General features: G+C 65.2%; 20 protein-coding genes. 14 read left to right on the top strand and 6 right to left on the bottom strand.

Features of this window, described 5'->3' with window-relative positions; genetic code table 11:
* Positions 1–50 precede the first annotated feature (50 nt).
* A complete protein-coding gene (locus H3H37_RS04550) occupies positions 51–521 on the top strand; it encodes an acyl-CoA thioesterase (protein WP_182160458.1) in 471 nt (156 codons plus the stop codon).
* Between the two features lie 7 nt (positions 522–528).
* Here the strand turns inward: H3H37_RS04550 and H3H37_RS04545 are convergent, their stop codons facing one another.
* From H3H37_RS04545 to H3H37_RS04535, 3 genes are read right to left on the bottom strand one after another with little or no spacing between them, the layout of a single operon-like run.
* Positions 529–972: a MarR family winged helix-turn-helix transcriptional regulator gene (locus H3H37_RS04545; protein ID WP_182160457.1), complete on the bottom strand. Its 444-nt coding sequence runs from the start codon at positions 970–972 to the stop codon at positions 529–531.
* The gene (locus tag H3H37_RS04540; protein WP_182160456.1) at positions 969–1,445 is read right to left on the bottom strand and encodes an adenylyltransferase/cytidyltransferase family protein; all 477 of its coding nucleotides are present in this window, start codon (positions 1,443–1,445) and stop codon (positions 969–971) included. Before H3H37_RS04540 ends, H3H37_RS04545 begins: the two co-directional genes overlap by 4 nt.
* A gap of 41 nt (positions 1,446–1,486) precedes the next feature.
* The gene (locus H3H37_RS04535) at positions 1,487–2,656 is read right to left on the bottom strand and encodes a PilT/PilU family type 4a pilus ATPase (protein WP_182160455.1); all 1,170 of its coding nucleotides are present in this window, start codon (positions 2,654–2,656) and stop codon (positions 1,487–1,489) included.
* Between the two features lie 191 nt (positions 2,657–2,847).
* Here H3H37_RS04535 and H3H37_RS04530 point away from each other — a divergent pair, with 191 nt between their 5' ends.
* The 4 genes from H3H37_RS04530 to H3H37_RS04515 all read left to right on the top strand — a co-directional run bounded on the left by H3H37_RS04530 (position 2,848) and on the right by H3H37_RS04515 (position 6,089).
* A complete protein-coding gene (locus H3H37_RS04530; RefSeq protein WP_182160454.1) occupies positions 2,848–3,786 on the top strand; it encodes a hydrogen peroxide-inducible genes activator in 939 nt (312 codons plus the stop codon).
* A gap of 75 nt (positions 3,787–3,861) precedes the next feature.
* Positions 3,862–4,716 (top strand): 4-hydroxybenzoate octaprenyltransferase, encoded by an 855-nt coding sequence (gene ubiA / locus H3H37_RS04525; RefSeq protein ID WP_182160453.1) that lies wholly within the window; start codon positions 3,862–3,864, stop codon positions 4,714–4,716.
* Between the two features lie 118 nt (positions 4,717–4,834).
* A complete protein-coding gene (locus H3H37_RS04520; RefSeq protein ID WP_182160452.1) occupies positions 4,835–5,200 on the top strand; it encodes an ElaB/YgaM/YqjD family protein in 366 nt (121 codons plus the stop codon).
* A gap of 136 nt (positions 5,201–5,336) precedes the next feature.
* Complete coding sequence (locus H3H37_RS04515) at positions 5,337–6,089, top strand: substrate-binding periplasmic protein (protein WP_229218657.1); 753 nt, start codon at positions 5,337–5,339, stop codon at positions 6,087–6,089.
* Positions 6,090–6,163: 74 nt separating this feature from the next.
* Here the strand turns inward: H3H37_RS04515 and H3H37_RS04510 are convergent, their stop codons facing one another.
* A complete protein-coding gene (locus tag H3H37_RS04510) occupies positions 6,164–6,463 on the bottom strand; it encodes a high-potential iron-sulfur protein (RefSeq protein WP_182160451.1) in 300 nt (99 codons plus the stop codon).
* A 187-nt stretch (positions 6,464–6,650) separates the two neighbouring features.
* Between H3H37_RS04510 and H3H37_RS04505 the strand changes: the two genes are divergently transcribed.
* Both H3H37_RS04505 and H3H37_RS04500 read left to right on the top strand, forming a co-directional pair.
* Entirely contained in the window at positions 6,651–7,898 is a 1,248-nt protein-coding gene (locus H3H37_RS04505; RefSeq protein WP_182160450.1) for a parallel beta-helix domain-containing protein, read from the top strand.
* A 23-nt stretch (positions 7,899–7,921) separates the two neighbouring features.
* Complete coding sequence (locus tag H3H37_RS04500) at positions 7,922–9,097, top strand: SO2930 family diheme c-type cytochrome (protein WP_229218656.1); 1,176 nt, start codon at positions 7,922–7,924, stop codon at positions 9,095–9,097.
* A 99-nt stretch (positions 9,098–9,196) separates the two neighbouring features.
* On the opposite strand, the gene proC is transcribed toward H3H37_RS04500, so the two are convergent.
* The gene (proC, locus tag H3H37_RS04495) at positions 9,197–10,021 is read right to left on the bottom strand and encodes a pyrroline-5-carboxylate reductase (RefSeq protein ID WP_182160449.1); all 825 of its coding nucleotides are present in this window, start codon (positions 10,019–10,021) and stop codon (positions 9,197–9,199) included.
* A 14-nt stretch (positions 10,022–10,035) separates the two neighbouring features.
* Positions 10,036–10,737: a YggS family pyridoxal phosphate-dependent enzyme gene (locus H3H37_RS04490; RefSeq protein WP_182160448.1), complete on the bottom strand. Its 702-nt coding sequence runs from the start codon at positions 10,735–10,737 to the stop codon at positions 10,036–10,038.
* Positions 10,738–10,858: 121 nt separating this feature from the next.
* Here H3H37_RS04490 and H3H37_RS04485 point away from each other — a divergent pair, with 121 nt between their 5' ends.
* The 7 genes from H3H37_RS04485 (at position 10,859) to H3H37_RS04455 (ending at position 17,411) form a co-directional block, all read left to right on the top strand.
* Complete coding sequence (locus H3H37_RS04485; RefSeq protein ID WP_182160447.1) at positions 10,859–11,902, top strand: type IV pilus twitching motility protein PilT; 1,044 nt, start codon at positions 10,859–10,861, stop codon at positions 11,900–11,902.
* Positions 11,903–11,929: 27 nt separating this feature from the next.
* Positions 11,930–13,066 carry a PilT/PilU family type 4a pilus ATPase gene (locus tag H3H37_RS04480; protein ID WP_182160446.1) on the top strand — a complete coding sequence of 379 codons (1,137 nt, stop codon included), beginning with the start codon at positions 11,930–11,932 and terminating at the stop codon, positions 13,064–13,066.
* A complete protein-coding gene (locus H3H37_RS04475; protein WP_182160445.1) occupies positions 13,066–13,551 on the top strand; it encodes a glutathione peroxidase in 486 nt (161 codons plus the stop codon). The genes H3H37_RS04480 and H3H37_RS04475 overlap by 1 nt, the downstream gene beginning before the upstream one ends.
* 196 nt (positions 13,552–13,747) lie before the next feature.
* Complete coding sequence (locus H3H37_RS04470; protein WP_182160444.1) at positions 13,748–16,219, top strand: putative bifunctional diguanylate cyclase/phosphodiesterase; 2,472 nt, start codon at positions 13,748–13,750, stop codon at positions 16,217–16,219.
* Between the two features lie 21 nt (positions 16,220–16,240).
* Positions 16,241–16,732, top strand: a complete 492-nt coding sequence (locus tag H3H37_RS04465; RefSeq protein ID WP_182160443.1) for a hypothetical protein — start codon at positions 16,241–16,243, stop codon at positions 16,730–16,732.
* 80 nt (positions 16,733–16,812) lie between these two features.
* On the top strand, positions 16,813–17,145 hold the full coding sequence (locus tag H3H37_RS04460; RefSeq protein WP_311197395.1) for an ArsR/SmtB family transcription factor: 333 nt from the start codon (positions 16,813–16,815) through the stop codon (positions 17,143–17,145).
* An 8-nt stretch (positions 17,146–17,153) separates the two neighbouring features.
* The gene (locus tag H3H37_RS04455; RefSeq protein ID WP_182160442.1) at positions 17,154–17,411 is read left to right on the top strand and encodes a hypothetical protein; all 258 of its coding nucleotides are present in this window, start codon (positions 17,154–17,156) and stop codon (positions 17,409–17,411) included.
* Positions 17,412–17,427: the final 16 nt, after the last annotated feature.

Below are 17,427 nucleotides of genomic sequence, written 5' to 3'. Positions count from 1 at the left end.
AATTTTGAACTATAATGTTCAAAATTGAACCATTATCAGGAGTTCCCGCCATGAATCTGTTCGTCCGCCTGTTCTATGTGCTGATCACCACCCTGTTCCGCCCGCGCCTGCCGGTCGGCCCGGCCACCAGCGAGCTGGCGCTGATGACCATGCCCAACGACCTGGACATCAACCTGCACGTCAACAACGGCCGCTACCTGACGCTGTGCGACCTGAACCGGGTCGACCTATTCATCCGCTCCGGCCTGGCCAAGCTCATGGTCAAGCATGGCTGGATGCCCGTCATCACCGAGCACACGATGAACTACCGCAAGCAGCTGGGCGTGTTCCGCCGCTTCAAGGCCAGCCTGGAACTGACCCACTGGGATGAACGGCATTTCTTCATGACGCACCGCTTCACCATCGGCGACAAGCTGATCGCCGAAGGCACGTCGAAAGGGCTGTTATTGGGTAAGCAGGGCGTGGTCGCGCCCGGGGTGGTGATCGCGGCCTTGCAGGCGCGCCGCGACGCGGGCGCCTGAGGCGCGCTTACAGCAGCGCTTCCAGCTGGGACGAGACGCGCTCCATCACGCGGGTGATGGTGGCGAGTTCCGCCTCCGACGTTCCGGCCACCATGGCGTGCACCACCTCGGCCTGGATCTTCATGGCTTGCTGCGCCAGCGCCATGCCGGCCGCCGTCAGGGTCAGGCGCTTGGTGCGGGCGTCGTCCGCGTCCGTGTCGCGCATGACGAGGCCGCGCTCCTCCATCTGCGACAGCAGCATGCTCACGCCGCTCTTGGTGATGAAGCAGCGCGCCGCCAGCTCGCGCTGGCTGAGGCCCGGCCGCGTGGCCAGCGTGGCCAGCACTTCCAGGTCGCCCACCCGCAGGTGGATCTCGGCCAGCCGCTTGCTGACCACCGCCTCGCACAGGTTGTAGGCGCGCACGGTCGCCAGCCAAGCCTGCGTGCCATGCGGCGACGAAGGCTGCTTCATCCCTGCCGCACCTTGTTCAGCAGCTTGGTGGTGGAACGGTCATGTTCGAAATCGATGGCGATGGCCTGGCCGCCGTAGGCCAGCACGGCCTGCCCTTCCGGGATGGCCTGCATGTCGTAGTCGCCGCCCTTGGCGTAGATCTCGGGCCGCGCTTGCAGCACCACCTGCAGCGCCGTGTCCTCGTCGAAATCGACCACCAGGCTGACCGACTCCAGCGCGGCCAGCACGGCCATGCGGTCGGCGCAACTGTTGAGCGGGCGGTCGTCGCCCTTGCCCAGCCGCTTGACGGAGGCGTCCGTGTTGGCCGCCACCACAAGCGAGGCGCCCAGCGCACGCGCCTGCGCGAGGTAGGTCACGTGGCCACGGTGCAGGATGTCGAACACGCCATTGGTCAGGACCACGGGCTTGGGCAGCGCGGCCACGCGCGCGGCCAGTTGTTCACGGGTGCAAATCTTGTTTTCAAATACGGGCATGGTTGTTCTTGGGTGGGGCGGCGCAGCATGGCCTGCCGGGTTTATTCGTCTTCTTCCTCGTCATCCATCTGCATGCTGAGTTCGCCTGCCGAGCCGCCCGACGTCTCGCCGTGGCGATCGCCGCGCAGCTTGATCTGCAGCCGCAGGCCGTTGGCCGAGTCGGCGTTGCGGATCGCTTCGTCGTAGCCGATGTAGCCCTTATTATAAAGTTCATACAGGGCCTGGTCGAAGGTGCACATGCCGAGCTCGCGCGACTTGTGCATGATTTCCTTGATCGACTGGAAATTGCCCTTGAAGATCATCTCGGCGATGGTCGGCGTGTTGAGCAGGATTTCGATGGCCGCCTTGCGGCCCTTGCCATCCTCGGTGCGCACCAGCCGCTGCGAGACGATGGCGCGCAGGTTGGACGACAAGTCCATCAGCAACTGGTTGCGCCGCTCCTCGGGGAAGAAGTTGATGATGCGGTCCATGGTCTGGTTCGAGTTGTTCGCGTGCAGCGTGCCCAGGCACAGGTGGCCCGTTTCCGCGAACGCGATCGCGTGCTCCATGGTCTCCGTGTCGCGGATCTCGCCGATCAGGATCACGTCCGGCGCCTGGCGCAGGGTGTTCTTCAGCGCGTTGTGCCACGACAGCGTGTCGACGCCCACCTCGCGGTGCGTGATCAGGCAACCCTTGTTCTTGTGCACATACTCGACCGGGTCTTCCACCGTGATGATGTGGCCAGCCGAGTTGGCGTTGCGGTAATCGATCATGGCCGCCAGCGTGGTCGACTTGCCCGAGCCCGTGCCGCCCACCACCAGCACCAGCCCGCGCTTGGTCATGATGACCTCTTTCAGGATCTCGGGCAGGTCCAGCTTTTCAAACGTGGGGATCTCGGAGGCGATGGTGCGGATCACCATGGCCACGTTCTGCTGCTGCACGAACACGTTGACGCGGAAGCGGCACACGTCGGGCAGCGAGATGGCGAAGTTGCATTCCATCTCGGCCTCGAACTCGGCGCGCTGCTTGTCGTTCATGATCGACAGCGCCAGCGCGCGCGTGATCGGTCCGCTCAGCTTCTGCTGGCTGAGCGCCTTCATCGCCCCCTGCGATTTCATGCTGGGCGGGAAATCGGCGGAAATGAACAAATCCGAACCGCCCGTGTGGTGCATCACCTTGAGCAGCTTGTGCAGGTAATCCCGCGCCTCGTCGGGGCCAAAAGTGGAGGACATGCTAACCTTTCGATCTATCGTTACCGCGACACGGCCAGCACCACGGCCATTGCGCGCCATTATATCGGCAGCACCTGCCACCGCCGTTTTTTCATCAACGACACAACGGATGCGATAGCCATCGCCATGGCGGTTGACATTGGCCCATTTATATCATTGCGTCCCCGCAATGCCTGTGTTCAAATACATTTATGACACTGACCGAACTGAAATATATCGTTGCTGTTGCACGAGCGAAACACTTCGGCCACGCGGCCGAGGCGTGCTATGTGGCCCAGCCAACGCTCTCGGTAGCAATCAAGAAGCTCGAAGACGAGCTCGGTGTCGTATTGTTTGAACGGGGCGGCGCGGAAATCTCCGTCACCCCGCTGGGCGCCCAGATCGTGGCGCAGGCCGAGCGCGTGCTGGAACAGACGGCCGCCATCAAGGAACTGGCCAAGCAGAACAAGGACCCGCTGGCCGGTCCGCTGCGGCTGGGCGTGATCTACACCATCGGCCCCTACCTGCTGCCGCCGCTGGTCAAGGCCATGATCGCCAACGTGCCGCAAATGCCGTTGATCCTGCAGGAAAATTTCACCGTCAAGCTGCTCGAAATGCTGCGCCAGGGCGAACTGGACGCGGCCATCATGGCGCTGCCGCTGCCCGAGCACGGCATGGCCGTGCAGGCGCTGTACGACGAACCGTTCGTGGTGGCCATGCCGCCCCAGCATCCGTGGGCCAAGCGGGCGGCCATTCCGGCCGAGGACTTGAAGACGGAAAACATGCTGTTGCTCGGCAACGGCCACTGCTTCCGCGACCAGGTGCTGGAAGTGTGCCCCGAGATGGCGCGTTTCTCCTCGCCCGGCAATGGCATGCAGCGCACCTTCGAAGGCTCGTCGCTCGACACCATCCGCCACATGGTGGCCTCCGGCATCGGCCTGACCGTGCTGCCGCGCGCCTCCGTGCCGGACATGGACAGCGCGGACGGCATGCTGCGCTTCCGCCATTTCACCCAGCCCGAGCCGTCGCGCCGGGTGGTGATCGTGTGGCGCAAGAGCTTCACCCGCAAGGCCGCCATCGACGCCATCTGCGCCGCCGTGGCGCAATGCCACCTGCCCGGCGTGACCCCGCTGCCGATGGACGCCCACTGACGGCGACCGCCCCACCGTGACGCAGCGGGCCAGGATTTGCGATAATCGCATTTTGTCCTGCAACGGAACGTCCCCATGAACAAGCTGGAGCTGTACGCGCGCCTGCTGCGCCTCGACAAACCGATCGGCACGCTGTTGCTGCTGTGGCCCACGCTGAGCGCGCTGTGGCTGGCCTCGGGCGGCAAGCCGGACTGGAAGCTGGTGCTGATCTTTTCGCTGGGCACGCTGCTGATGCGTTCGGCCGGCTGCGCCGTCAACGATTACGCCGACCAGGATTTCGACAAGCACGTCAAGCGCACGGCCCAGCGCCCCATCACCAGCGGCAGGATCAGCGGCAAGGAAGCGCTGGCCATCGCGGCCGCGCTGGCGCTGCTGTCGTTTTGCCTGATCCTGCCGCTCAACACGCTGACCAAGCAATTGTCGGTGGCCGCCGTGATCATCGCCGCCACCTATCCCTACTTCAAGCGCTTCTTCGCCCTGCCCCAGGCCTACCTCGGCATCGCGTTCGGCTTCGGCATCCCGATGGCCTTCGCCGCCGTGCAGGACACGGTGCCGCCGCTGGCCTGGGTGATGCTGGTGGCCAATGTGTTCTGGGCCCTGGCCTACGACACGGAATACGCGATGGTGGACCGTGACGACGACTTGAAAATCGGCATCAAGACCTCGGCCATCACCTTCGGCCGGCATGACGTGGCCGCCGTCATGTTCTGCTACGCCGCCAACCTGACGCTGTTGCTGGCCTGCGGCTGGCTGCTGGGCCTGCGCGCCTGGTTCGTTACGGGACTTCTGGCAGCGGCCGGCATTGCGGCGTACCATTACACCTTGATACGGGGCCGTGAACGGGACGCCTGCTTCTACGCCTTCCGCCACAACAACTGGCTGGGCGCCGCGGTGTTCGCTGGCGTGGCCCTGGATTACGCGCTGCGCTAAGCACGGCACCAGGCGCGTTCCGCATACGCTTGATCTGGCGCACAGCGCCGTCCGCGCAGCAACTTATACACTGGGCATTTCACGATGTAGTGATCCACCTAACCAGGGAGTGACCATCATGGAACAGACTGTGCAACAAGGAAATGGCGCCGTGAACGGCAACGTGGCGCAAGGCCAGGCCGCCAACCACGAGGCGCGCGAAAAACTGATGAACGATCTGAAGCTGGTGATCGGCGACGCCGAGAGCTGGCTCAAGGAAGCCAAGCGCAACGCGGCCCATAGCGCCGGCGAAGCGCAGGCCCGCTTCGACGACACGCTGCGCACCGCCAAGACCGATCTGCTGCGCCTGCAGGACAGCATGACGGCGCGCGGCAAACTGGCGGCCCAGTCGGCCAACGGCTACGTCAAGGGCCATGCGTGGCAAGCCGTGGGCCTGGGCGCGGCCGTGGGCGTGATCGCCGGCCTGCTGCTGGCGCGGCGCTGAGCCATGGACGGGCGCGTGCTCCCACGCGCGCCCGGCGGTTTACATTCCGGCCGGGAGCGCAGCGCCATGCCATAATGGCGCTGCACCGCGCTTACCCGCGCGCAACTTCCCGTTCCGGATTCCCATGCAACTTTGCTTGTCCTATCGTCTGCTCACCATGCTGGCGGCCTGTGCCGTGTTGATGCCCGCCAGGGCGGTGGACGTGAAGATGGCGTTCGGCGAGAAAATTCCCCCGTTCTGCTTTCCCGAAACAAACTCGGGCATCGAACTGGAAGTGATCGGCGAAGCGCTGGCCTACCGGGGCCATGTGCTCAAACCCCAGTATTTCCCGTTCGCCCGCGTGCCGGTCGCCTTCAAGGGCCGGGTGGTGGACGCGGCCATGACGGACCTGGGCGAGGACCTGACGGCCGCCGGCGGCAACTACGGCGACCCCGCCGTCCTGTACGACAACGTGTTCATCAGCCTCAAGGAACGCCACCTTGTGATCCGCACGCCGCAGGACTTGCGCGGCTTGCGCGTGATCGCCTTTGCCGGCGCGGCCAAGCGCTATCCCGACTGGCTGGGGCCGGTCAAGAATGCGGGCCTGTATTTCGAGCAGAACGACCAGGCGCTGCAGGTGCTCACGCTGGACAAGGGCCGCTACGACCTGGTGCTCAGCGACCGCAACATCTTCAAATACTTCAGCTTGCAACTGAAGCGCGAACATGGCGTGCCGCTCAAGCCGATCCAGGAACACAGCTTCGTCAAGCTCAACCCACTGGATTACCGCCCCGTATTCCGCGACAGCCGCGTGCGCGACGACTTCAACGCCGGCCTCAAGCACTTGAAGGAAACGGGGCGCTACAACGCCATCTACCAGAAATACCTGAGTGACGACAAGAACAACTAGCGACCTTGGACGTCGTTTCAAAACGCCCGTAGCAAGGCGCCACAACGACGCCATGGGCGTTTTGCAACGCCTTCTCAGCTAAAGGCGCTGCACCAGGCCCCTGCCAGCACCAGCTTGCCGGGGAACAGCGGGCAGCCGCCCTTGCCATCGGGACCATCTTCGTAGATCTGGCACTTGGAACATTGCTGGTCAGGCTGGTGTTCAGGGTATTTGCCCTGATCCACGCGGGCCGTCTCCGTCACATAGCCGAATTCCAGCGCCTTGGGGTCGTCCTCGCGCAACAGCGTACGGTCGTCGGCCACGGCCAGCCGGCCCAGGCCGGCGGCGGCCAGCCCCGCCATGGCTTGCATGATGAAGATTCTGCGATTGGCCATGTTGCCTCCCGAATGTTGTGTAGCCGCCATAATACTACCGGCCGCACCCAGCCGATGCGCCGGGCCGGTGTCGTCGCCGCAACAAAACAGGACGAATGTCCAATACGAGCGTTGCAAAGCGGCCGGCCACGGCTATACTGCCAGAGCCGTACTCTGCACACCAATAAAAAAACAAGGGGACAGTTTCATGCACAAGGTACTGAGCGCGCTCGCGCTTTGCGGTTCCGTTTGCCTGTTGACTTCATGCAGCAAAACGGCGGACGCCCCGGCCGGCGCCAACGCCGACGCCGCGTTCCAGCAACACTTGCAGGAGCAACTGCTGGACGCCAAACCGGGCGACGTGATCACCATTCCCGCCGGCCACTACCACCTGAGCAGCGGCCTCACGCTGCGCGCCAACGGCGTCACCGTGCGCGGCGCCGGCATGGACCAGACCGTGCTCTCGTTCAAGGGCCAGGTGACGGGACCGGAAGGCATGCTGGTGTACGCCAGCGACTTCACCATCGAAGGCCTGACCATCGAGGACTCCAAGGGCGACGGCCTGAAGATCAACGACGGCGACCACATCACCATCCGCAAGGTCAAGGTGCAGTGGACGGGCGGCTCCAAGGTCAGCAACGGCGCCTACGGCATCTACCCGGTCAAGACGAAGAACGTGCTGATCGAAGACTGCGTGGCCATCGCCGCCTCCGACGCCGGCATCTACGTGGGCCAGTCGCACGACGTGGTGGTGCGCCGTTCGCGCGCCGAGCAGAATGTGGCCGGCATCGAGATCGAAAACACCGTCAACGCCGACGTCTACGACAACGTGGCCACCAACAACACGGGCGGCATCCTCGTGTTCAACATGCCCAACCTGTCGCAGGCCGGCTACGCCACGCGGGTGTTCCACAACAAGGTCGACAAAAACAACCTCGGCAACTTCGCCGCGCGCGGCACGGCCGTGGCCAGCGTGCCGGCCGGCTCCGGTGTGGTGATCAACTCCAATTCCAAGGTTGAAATCTTCGACAACGACATCACCGACAACCAGACCGCCAACGTCATCATCTCCAGTTACCACTCGACCGGCTACTACACGGAAAAAGGCGTTTCGGCCGGCTACGATCCCTATCCGAAAGCCATCTTCGTGTACGGCAACCGCTTCCACGGCGGCGGCGACGCGCCCGACGGGCTGGACCTGAAAGCCCTGAAGCTGGCCATGTACGGCCTGACGGGCCACCTGCCCGACGTGCTGTGGGATGGCTACGTGGACACCAAGCTGCTGGTGAACGGCAAGCTGCCGGCCGAGGCGCGCATCTGCATCCAGGACGGGGTGGACGTGCTCAACGCGGACGGCCCCCACAAATACCAGAACCCGAACAAGGACACGGCGCCCTACCGCTGCCAGCTGGCCAAGCTGCCGCCGGTGACCATCCCGCAACTGTCGGCCTCCTGAAACCAAGCAAGCAGGGAATCCCCATGATGTTCGCCCCACCTGGCCGCCGCCCATGGCGCGCGGCCGCCCTGGCCCTGTGCGCGCTGGCCCTGACGGCCTGCACGCGCGGCCAGCCGCCCGTCGATTTCATCACGGATGGCAATCCCCCCAAACTGAGCGACTGGCATCTGATGGCGGCCGATGGCGGCCGTCTCGTGCTCAACAACGGCGTCGTCCCGTACGATCTGAACACGCCGCTGTTCACCGACTATGCGCAAAAGCTGCGCACCATCTGGATGCCCAAGGGCAGCAGCGCCACCTACCAGGCCGACACCGCTTTCGACTTCCCGGTCGGCACCATCATCTCCAAGACTTTCTTCTATCCGCGCCAACCGGGTATGGGCGCGGGTGCGGACGCGGGCAAGCCCGATGCCGTGCTGGCCACCTACGACAGCAGCCGCAACGGCGGCGAGCGGCTGGACCTGGCCAACGTGCGCTTGATCGAAACGCGGCTGCTGGTGCGCCGCAAGACCGGCTGGATCGCCTTGCCCTACGTCTGGAACGCCGAACAGACGGACGCCGTGCTGGCCCGCACCGGCCAGCAGGTGGCGCTGGACGTGCAGCATGAGGACGGCAGCCACCGGCCGCTGACCTACGTGGTGCCCAATGTGAACCAGTGCGCCTCGTGCCACGTGGCCGACCTGAAGACGCGCCAGTTCCAGCCCATCGGCCCGAAAGCGCGCCATTTGAACCGTGACTACACGCACGACGGCGTGACGGAAAACCAGCTCGCCTACCTGACCCGCATCGGCTACCTGACGGGCGCCCCCGCGCCGCAGGCCGCGCCGCGCAACGCCAACTGGCGCGACGACAAGCAAACGCTGGACGCGCGCGCCCGCGCCTACCTCGACATCAACTGCGCCCACTGCCACAACGACAAGGGCGCGGCCAACACCACGGCGCTGCACCTGAACATCGGCGCGCCGGCCGATCTGCACCTGGGATTGTGCAAGCCGCCGGTGGCGGCCGGCGCCGGCACGGGTGGCCGGCAATACGGCATCATGCCCGGGAAGCCCGATGAATCGATCATGCTGTACCGGCTGGCCTCAGCCGAAACGGGCGTCATGATGCCCGAACTGGGACGCGGCTCCGTCCACGCGGAAGGCGTGGCCCTGATCCGCGCCTGGATCGCCGCCATGCCGCCCGGCTGCGGCCACTAACAAAAAACCGGGGTCAGGTCATACCATTAAGCAAGATCTTCACATCTTGCTTAATGGTATGACCTGACCCCGGTTTTGGTTTTAGTTACCTGAGGTCGATCAGGCCGCGCCGCCCAGCTCGTCGCCGAGCTCCTTGCCGCGCTGGGCCGCCGCTTTCACGGCCGTGACGATGGCGGCCTTCACACCGCTCGCTTCCATGCTGGTCAGGGCCGCGTACGTGGTGCCGCCCTTGGACGTGACGCGCTCGCGCAGCAGCGATACCGGCTCGTCCGACTGTGCGGCCAGTTGCGCCGCGCCGGTGAACGTGGCCAACGCCAGCTGCTTGCCCTGCTCCGCGCTCAGGCCCAGTTCCGCCGCCGCCTGCTGCATCGCTTCGATGAAGTAGAACACATAGGCCGGGCCGCTGCCCGAGACGGCCGTCACGGGATCGATCTGCGCTTCATCGTCCAGCCACACGGTCTGGCCCACCGCTTTCAGAATGGCGTCGGCCGCGTCCTTCTGCGCCGCGCTCACGCCGGCCGTGGCCACCATGCCCGTGATGCCCTGCCCGATCAGGGCCGGCGTGTTGGGCATGCAGCGCACGATGGCACCGTAGCCCCCCAGCCAGCGCGACAGGTCCGCCGCGCGGATGCCGGCCGCGATCGACAGCACCAGCGGCGGCGTGGTCTTGTCCAGCAGCGGCAGCAACTGGGCCGCCACTTCGCGCATGCTCTGCGGTTTGACGGCCAGCACGATCACGTCGCGCCCCGCCAGTTCGGCGCCGGCGGCGCTGGCCGTGCTGACGCCAAATTTGCTGCGCAGTTGCTCCAGCGCGGCTCCGTTAGGGTCGACCACGTGGATGTTGGCGCCGGCCGTCAGCTTGCCGGCCAGGCCTGCGATCAGGGCCGAGGCCATGTTGCCGCCGCCGATAAATGCAATCTTCATGTTGATCTCTCGTTTTAATGGTAGTTGCGTGATCCGAATATGGCGCTGCCCACGCGCACGATGGTGGCGCCTTCGACGATGGCGGCGCGCAGGTCGGCCGACATGCCCATCGACAGCGTGTCGAGCGCGAGGCCGCCAGCGCGCAGCTGCTCAACCAGCGCGCGCAGTTGGGCGAACGGCGCCCGTTGTTGTTCAAAGTCCGCGGCCGGCTCGGGGATGGCCATCAGGCCGCGCAGGCGCAGGTTGGGCAGCGCGGCCACTTGCGCTGCCAGCGCGGCCACCTCGCCCGGCGCCACGCCGCTCTTGCTCGCTTCGCCGCTGATGTTCACTTGCAGGCAGATGTTGAGCGGTGCCTTGTCCGCCGGGCGCTGCTCGGACAGGCGCTGGGCGATCTTGAGCCGGTCCACCGTGTGCACCCAGTCGAAATGCTCGGCGATGGGCCGGGTCTTGTTGCTCTGGATGGGGCCGATGAAATGCCATTCCAGCGCGGCGCCGGGCGCGCCGGCGGCCACGGCGGCGATCTTGTCGAGCGCTTCCTGCAGGTAGTTCTCGCCAAACGCCAGCTGGCCCGCGCGCACCGCTTCCAGCACCGCTTCCGGCCCGAACGTCTTGGACACGGCCAGCAACTGGACAGCGCCTGCCGGGCGGCCACTTTCTTGTAATGCGGAAATAATTGTGCCGGCTATGGCTTGCAAGTTCTGGGCGATTGTGGACATAATCAATGAGGAAACAGTGGTATGCGGACAGTATACGAATTCGATTGAACAACGCGGCTGAACAACGCCGCGCCGGTGCGCCGTCCCGGCGCGCGCCCGACAACAGGCACAGGGATTATAAATGGACATTTCAGAATTGCTGGCATTCTCGGTCAAGAACAAGGCCTCGGACTTGCACCTGTCGGCCGGCTTGCCGCCCATGATACGGGTGCACGGCGACGTGCGCCGCATCAACCTGCCGCCGCTGGAGCACAAGGACGTGCACGGCATGATCTATGACATCATGAACGACGGCCAGCGCAAGGCCTACGAGGAAATGCTCGAATGCGACTTCTCGTTCGCCATTCCCGGCCTGGCGCGCTTCCGCGTCAACGCCTACAACCAGGAACGGGGCGCGTCGGCCGTGCTGCGCACGATTCCGTCCAAGATCCTGAGCCTGGAAGAACTGAACTGCCCCAAGATCTTCGCCGAGCTGGCGCTCAAGCCGCGCGGCCTGGTGCTGGTGACGGGCCCCACCGGCTCCGGCAAATCGACCACGCTGGCGGCCATGGTCAACCACGTCAACGAGAACGAGTATGGCCACATCCTGACCATCGAGGACCCGATCGAATTCGTGCACGAATCGAAGAAGTGCCTGATCAACCAGCGCGAAGTGGGACCGCACACGCTGTCGTTCAACAACGCGCTGCGCTCGGCCCTGCGCGAAGACCCGGACGTGATCCTGGTCGGCGAATTGCGCGACCTGGAAACCATCCGCCTGGCCCTGTCGGCCGCCGAGACGGGCCACCTGGTGTTCGGCACGCTGCACACCTCGTCGGCCGCCAAGACCATCGACCGTATTGTCGACGTGTTCCCGGCCGATGAGAAGGAGATGGTGCGCGCCATGCTGTCCGAATCGCTGCAGGCCGTGATTTCGCAGACGCTGCTCAAGACCAAGGATGGTTCCGGCCGCGTGGCCGCGCACGAGATCATGGTCGCCACGCCGGCCATCCGCAACCTGATCCGCGAAGCCAAGATCGCGCAGATGTATTCGGCCATCCAGACCGGCAGCAACGTGGGCATGCAGACGCTGGACCAGACCCTGACGGACCTGGTACGGCGCAACGTGATCTCGTCGGCCGCCGCCCGTTCGGCCGCCAAGACGCCGGACAACTTCCCCGGCTGAACGCCGCACACATAAGGAGCGGCCACCATGGAACGCGACCAGGCATCCAAATTCATGTTCGACCTGCTGCGCCTCATGCTCAGCAAAAAGGGCTCGGACTTGTTCATCACGGCCGGCTTCCCGCCCGCCATCAAGATCGACGGCAAGATGACGCCCGTCTCGGCCCAGGCCCTGACGCCGGCCCACACGGCCGACCTGGCGCGTTCCATCATGAACGACAAGCAGACCGCCAGCTTCGAGCTGACCAAGGAAGCCAACTTCGCCATCAGCCCCGGCGACCTGGGACGGTTCCGGGTCTCGGCCTTCGTGCAAATGAGCTCGGTGGGCATGGTGCTGCGGACCATCACCAGCGAGATCCCCAAGCTCGAAGACCTGGGCTTGCCGGCAGTGCTGAAGGAAGTCGTGATGGCCAAGCGCGGCCTGGTGATCATGGTGGGCGCCACCGGCTCGGGCAAATCGACCACGCTGGCGGCCATGGTCGGCTACCGCAACGAGAACAGCTACGGCCACATCATCACCATCGAGGACCCGGTCGAATACGTCCACCCGCACAAGAACTGCATCGTCACCCAGCGCGAAGTGGGCGTGGACACGGACGACTGGGAAGTGGCGCTGAAAAATACGCTGCGCCAGGCGCCGGACGTGATCCAGATCGGCGAGATCCGCGACCGCGAGACCATGGACCACGCGATCGCCTTCGCCGAGACGGGCCACCTGTGCCTGGCCACGCTGCACGCCAACAGCGCCAACCAGGCGCTGGACCGCATCATCAACTTCTTCCCCGAGGAACGCCGCCAGCAGTTGCTGATGGACCTGTCGCTGAACCTGAAAGGCATGATCTCGCAGCGCCTGGTGCCGCGCAAGGAAAGCAAGGGCCGCGTGGTGGCGATCGAGATCATGCTCAATTCGCCGCTGATCTCGGACCTGATCTTCAAGGGCCAGGTGCACGAGATCAAGGAGCTGATGAAGAAGTCGCGCGAACTGGGCATGCAGACCTTCGACCAGTCGCTGTTCGACCTTCACGAGGCCGACCTGATCACCTATGAAGACGCATTACGCAACGCCGACTCCGTGAACGACCTGCGGCTCGCCATCAAGCTGGAAGGCAAGGCCGCCAAGACGCGCGACCTGTCGGCCGGCACCGAACATTTGGGGATCATCTGATGCACACCATTTTCGACCTGGAAGCGGACACCCTGTCCGGCAAGCCCGTCAGCCTGGGCCAGTACAAGGGCCAGGTTCTATTGATCGTCAACACGGCCAGCAAGTGCGGCTTCACGCCCCAGTACCAGGGGTTGGAAGCCGTGTACGAACAATTCAAGGACAAGGGCGCCGTGGTGCTGGGCTTCCCATGCAACCAGTTCGGCGCCCAGGAACCGGGTTCGGCCGACGAGATCGGCGCCTTCTGCGAAAAGAACTACGGCGTCACCTTCCCCATGTTCGCCAAGGTGGACGTGAACGGCAGCCAGGCCCACCCGCTGTTCAAGCAGCTCAAGAAGGAAGCGCCCGGCCTGCTGGGCACGGAGGGCATCAAGTGGAACTTCACCAAGTTCCTGGTGCGCAAGGACGGCACCGTCTATAAGCGCTACGCACCGGCTACCAAGCCTGAAGAACTGATCGCCGACATCGAGAAACTGCTGGCCGAGTGACGGTCCGCCGGCCCCTCGCTTGCAATCCGCAAGCGAGCGGTGGCCGCATAGCCCCTGTCGTGGCAAGAACTTTACAAATGGCAAAATAAAATGCTGGTGGATTAACTTTTCGGTAATAATGAGGATGGTTTAATTCGCCGGATCATCTTGACCGCCTATGCCTCTGCTGAGGAAACTACTGTCGCGCTGGTTACAGATGGGTACCTACTCCCGCCTGTTCCTGCCGATCTTCGTCATCATCGCCGTCGTCACGGGCGTGCGCTACACGCTGCTCGTCGACGGCGAATCGCAGGCGGCCGGCGCGCGCTACCGGCAACAGGCGCATGAACTGGAAAGCTACCTGACCACGGCCTTGCAGCCGGCGCTGGCCGCGCGCGACCGCGCCGCGCTCGACGCCACCCTGGCCGGCGCCCTGCTGCTCAATCCCGACCTGGCCGACGTCCATCTCGATTACCCCGGCGGCCACCTGGAAGCGCTGCGCGCGGCGCCCGCGCCGGTGCGCCATCCCGACTGGTTCGCCGCGCTCGACACCGTGCCGGCGCTGGCCATGGAGCGCGCCATCGGCCCGCGCGCCAACCTGGCGCTGCGCTTCTCGCCCACAGCGCCGCTGAACGCCGTGTGGCACTCGGTGCGCCAGCAAGCCGTGATCTCGGCCATCAACATCTCCATCATCTATGCGCTGCTGGGCGTGCTCGTGTGCGTCAACCAGCGCATGCTGCGCCGGCTGGAACTGGCCACCGACCGTTTCCAGAACGGCGACTACGCCGTGCGCATGCCCGTGCGCGGCACGCTGGAGGCGCGCGCGCTGGCGCGCACCTTCAACAACATGGCCGAAAAAGTGGCGGCGCTGGTGCTCACGCTGCGGCGCAGCCAGCAGCAACTGCGCGAGGAAAAAGAGCGCATCGAGGTGACGCTGGCCTCGATCGGCGACGCCGTCATCACCACCGACACGGCCGGCCGCATCGCCACCGTCAACGCCGTGGCCGAAGCGCTCACCGGGCGGACCGGGGAGCAGGCGCGCGGCATGGAGCTGCACCAGGTGTTCGTACTGGCCAATAACTTCGGCCAGCACACGCTGCTCAAGGCCACCGACGCCATCTGCGCCGGCGGCGAGGCCGTCAAGATGGCCAACCAGGCCTTGCGCCACACCTCGGGCGAACTGGCCAACATCGAATACACGGCCGCCGCCATCCGCTCGGCCAACGGCGCCGTGCACGGCATGGTGCTGGTGTTCCGCGACGTGAGCGAACGGCGCCAGCTGATCCAGCAGATGTCGTGGCAGAGCAACCACGACGTGCTGACCGGCCTGCCCAACCGCAGCGCGCTGGCGGCCCGCTTCGAACACGAGATCGCGCGCGCCCGCGAAGGCTGCTACCGGCTGGCCGTGTGCCTGTTCGACCTCGACCACTTCCAGCACGTCAACGACAGCCTGGGCCAGGCCGTCGGCGACGCCCTGCTCACGCAAGTGGCCAGCCGCCTGCACGAAATGGCCGGGCAGCGCCAGTACGTGGCGCGCCTGGGCGGCGACGAATTCGTGCTGCTGCTGCCGGAACTGGGCGAACGGGCCGCCATCGGCCAGCTGCTGCAACGGCTGATGGCGGCGCTGGAACGGGACTACCTGTGCGAAGGCGAAGTGGTGAAGATGTCGGCCAGCGTGGGCGTGGCCATCCACACGGGCAACGAGGTGAGCGCCGACCAGTTACTGCGCCACGCCGACCAGGCCCTGTACCAGGCCAAACTCACGGGCCGCAAACGTTACCACTTCTTCGACGCCGATCACGACGAGCAGGTGCGCACCCACCACAACCGCCGCACGGAGGTGCGCGCCGCGCTGCGCGCCGGCCAGTTGCGGCTGCACTACCAGCCCAAGCTGGACATGCGCTCGGGCCGCATCATCGGCATGGAGGCGCTGCTGCGCTGGCAGCATCCGGTGCGCGGCATGGTGGGGCCGATGGAGTTCCTGCCCATCGTCGAGCACAGCGACATCATCGTCGACATCGGCGAGTGGGTGCTGCGCGAGGCGCTGCGCCAGTTGCAGGCGTGGCGCGCGCAAGCACCGCACTGGGTGGTGAGCGTCAACATCGCGGCGCGCCATTTCCAGCGCGCCGATTTCGTCGAACGGCTGGGCGCCATCTTGGCCGAATTCCCGGACGTGCCGCCGGCCATGCTGGAACTGGAGATCCTCGAATCGTCGGCCCTGTCCGACGTGGCCCATGTGCGCGCCATCATGCAGGCCTGCCAGCGCCAGGGCATCAGCTTCGCGCTGGACGATTTCGGCACCGGCTATTCCTCGCTGTCCTACCTCAAGCGGCTGCCGGCCGACACGCTCAAGATCGACCAGAGCTTCGTGCGCTCCATGCTGGTGGAACGTGAAGACCTGCACCTGGTGTGCGCCATCATCAACCTGGCGCGCTCGTTCGGCATGCGCATCATCGCCGAGGGCGTGGAGACGCCCGAGCATGGCGCCATGCTGATGCGCCTGGGCTGCGACCTGGCCCAGGGCTACGGCATCGCCCGCCCCATGCCGGCCGACGAAGTGCTGGCCTGGGTGGCCGCCTTCGACAGCGCGGCCGTCTGGCAGGCGGCTGCGCAGTTGCCGCCCATCGTCACGCTGCATGGCGCCGAGGCCGATGGCGGCGCCCAGTTCCCGCTGTTCGCGGCGGGTTGAATTCAACCCATGGAGTAACACATGAAAAACGTTCTGCTGGCAGCCGGCCTGCTGATGATCACCAGCGCCCACAGCGCCCTCGCCGACGAAGCCGCCGCTTGCAGCGCCGCCGCCGGTTCCTACCGCACCGGCGTGGTGGTGCGCGGCCCCGCCTTCGCGCATGGCCAGTACCGCAAGGGCGTGGAACTGTCGCACACGCACCTGACCATGAAGGCGGACCAGGATGGCCGCATCTACGACGTGGCCATCGACAACGTGTTCGTGCCCGGCTTCGACCGCAACCAGGCCGGCATCCCCGCGCCGCTGACCGCCATCCGCGTCAACGACCGGATCGGCGTATGCGGCCAGCTGTACACCAACGGCGTAGGCATCCACTGGGTGCACACCAACTGCGGCAAGCGCCCCACGCCTGCCCATCCGGACGGCTGGCTCAAGGAGCTCAAGCCGGACGGCACGGCCGGTCCCAGCGTGACCGACAACGGCGCCTTCTGCCCGCTGTTCCAGCGCCACTGAGCACAGCCCGCGCGCAACGCCGTGCGCACGCCACGGCGAATTTGCTTGCTTTATTTTCATGTGTAAGATATTCTTTACACGTGAAAACGAAAACCCTACAACTCGACGGCGATCAGTTGCTGGCCATGCTGTCGGCCCTGGCCAACCCGCACCGGCTGCGCATCATCGCCATGCTGGAATCGGGCGGGCGCAACTACGTCAGCCAGCTGGCGCGGGAGCTGGGCATCAGCCGCCCGCTGCTGCACCTGCACCTGCAAAAGCTGGAAGACGCGGGCCTGGTGAGGAGCCAGCTGGAACTGTCCCCGGACGGCAAGGCGCTCAAATTTTTTGAGGCGGCGCCGTTCGACGTCGAACTTACCCCGGCCGCCATCGCACAGGCGGCGCGGTCCCTGTCCAATAACACTGAAACGTAGAGGCCATCATGTCCGAAAGTGTGTTTCTCCTGACGATCTGCCTGCCGCTCATCACCATCATCGTGGTGTTCGGCATGCGCTCCTATGCGGCCATCCAGCAAGCCAAGGCGCGCTTGGCCAACGACAACGCCTACCGCCAGCTGGCCGAACAAGCGGCCGCCGCGCAAGCGGAAACGGCGCGCCGGCTGGCATCCATGGACGCGGCGCTGGGCGAACTGAAATCGCGCGTGGCGACGGTGGAAAAAGTGCTGAAGGAAGTCGAGTAAATCCCATTCCCCTGAA

Origin of the sequence: Rugamonas brunnea, from assembly GCF_014042345.1 — a bacterium.
GTDB classification, from domain to species: Bacteria; Pseudomonadota; Gammaproteobacteria; order Burkholderiales; family Burkholderiaceae_D; genus Rugamonas; species Rugamonas brunnea.
The sequence above is the reverse complement of the archived record's forward strand: the minus strand, read 5'-3'. Positions and strand labels throughout refer to the sequence as shown.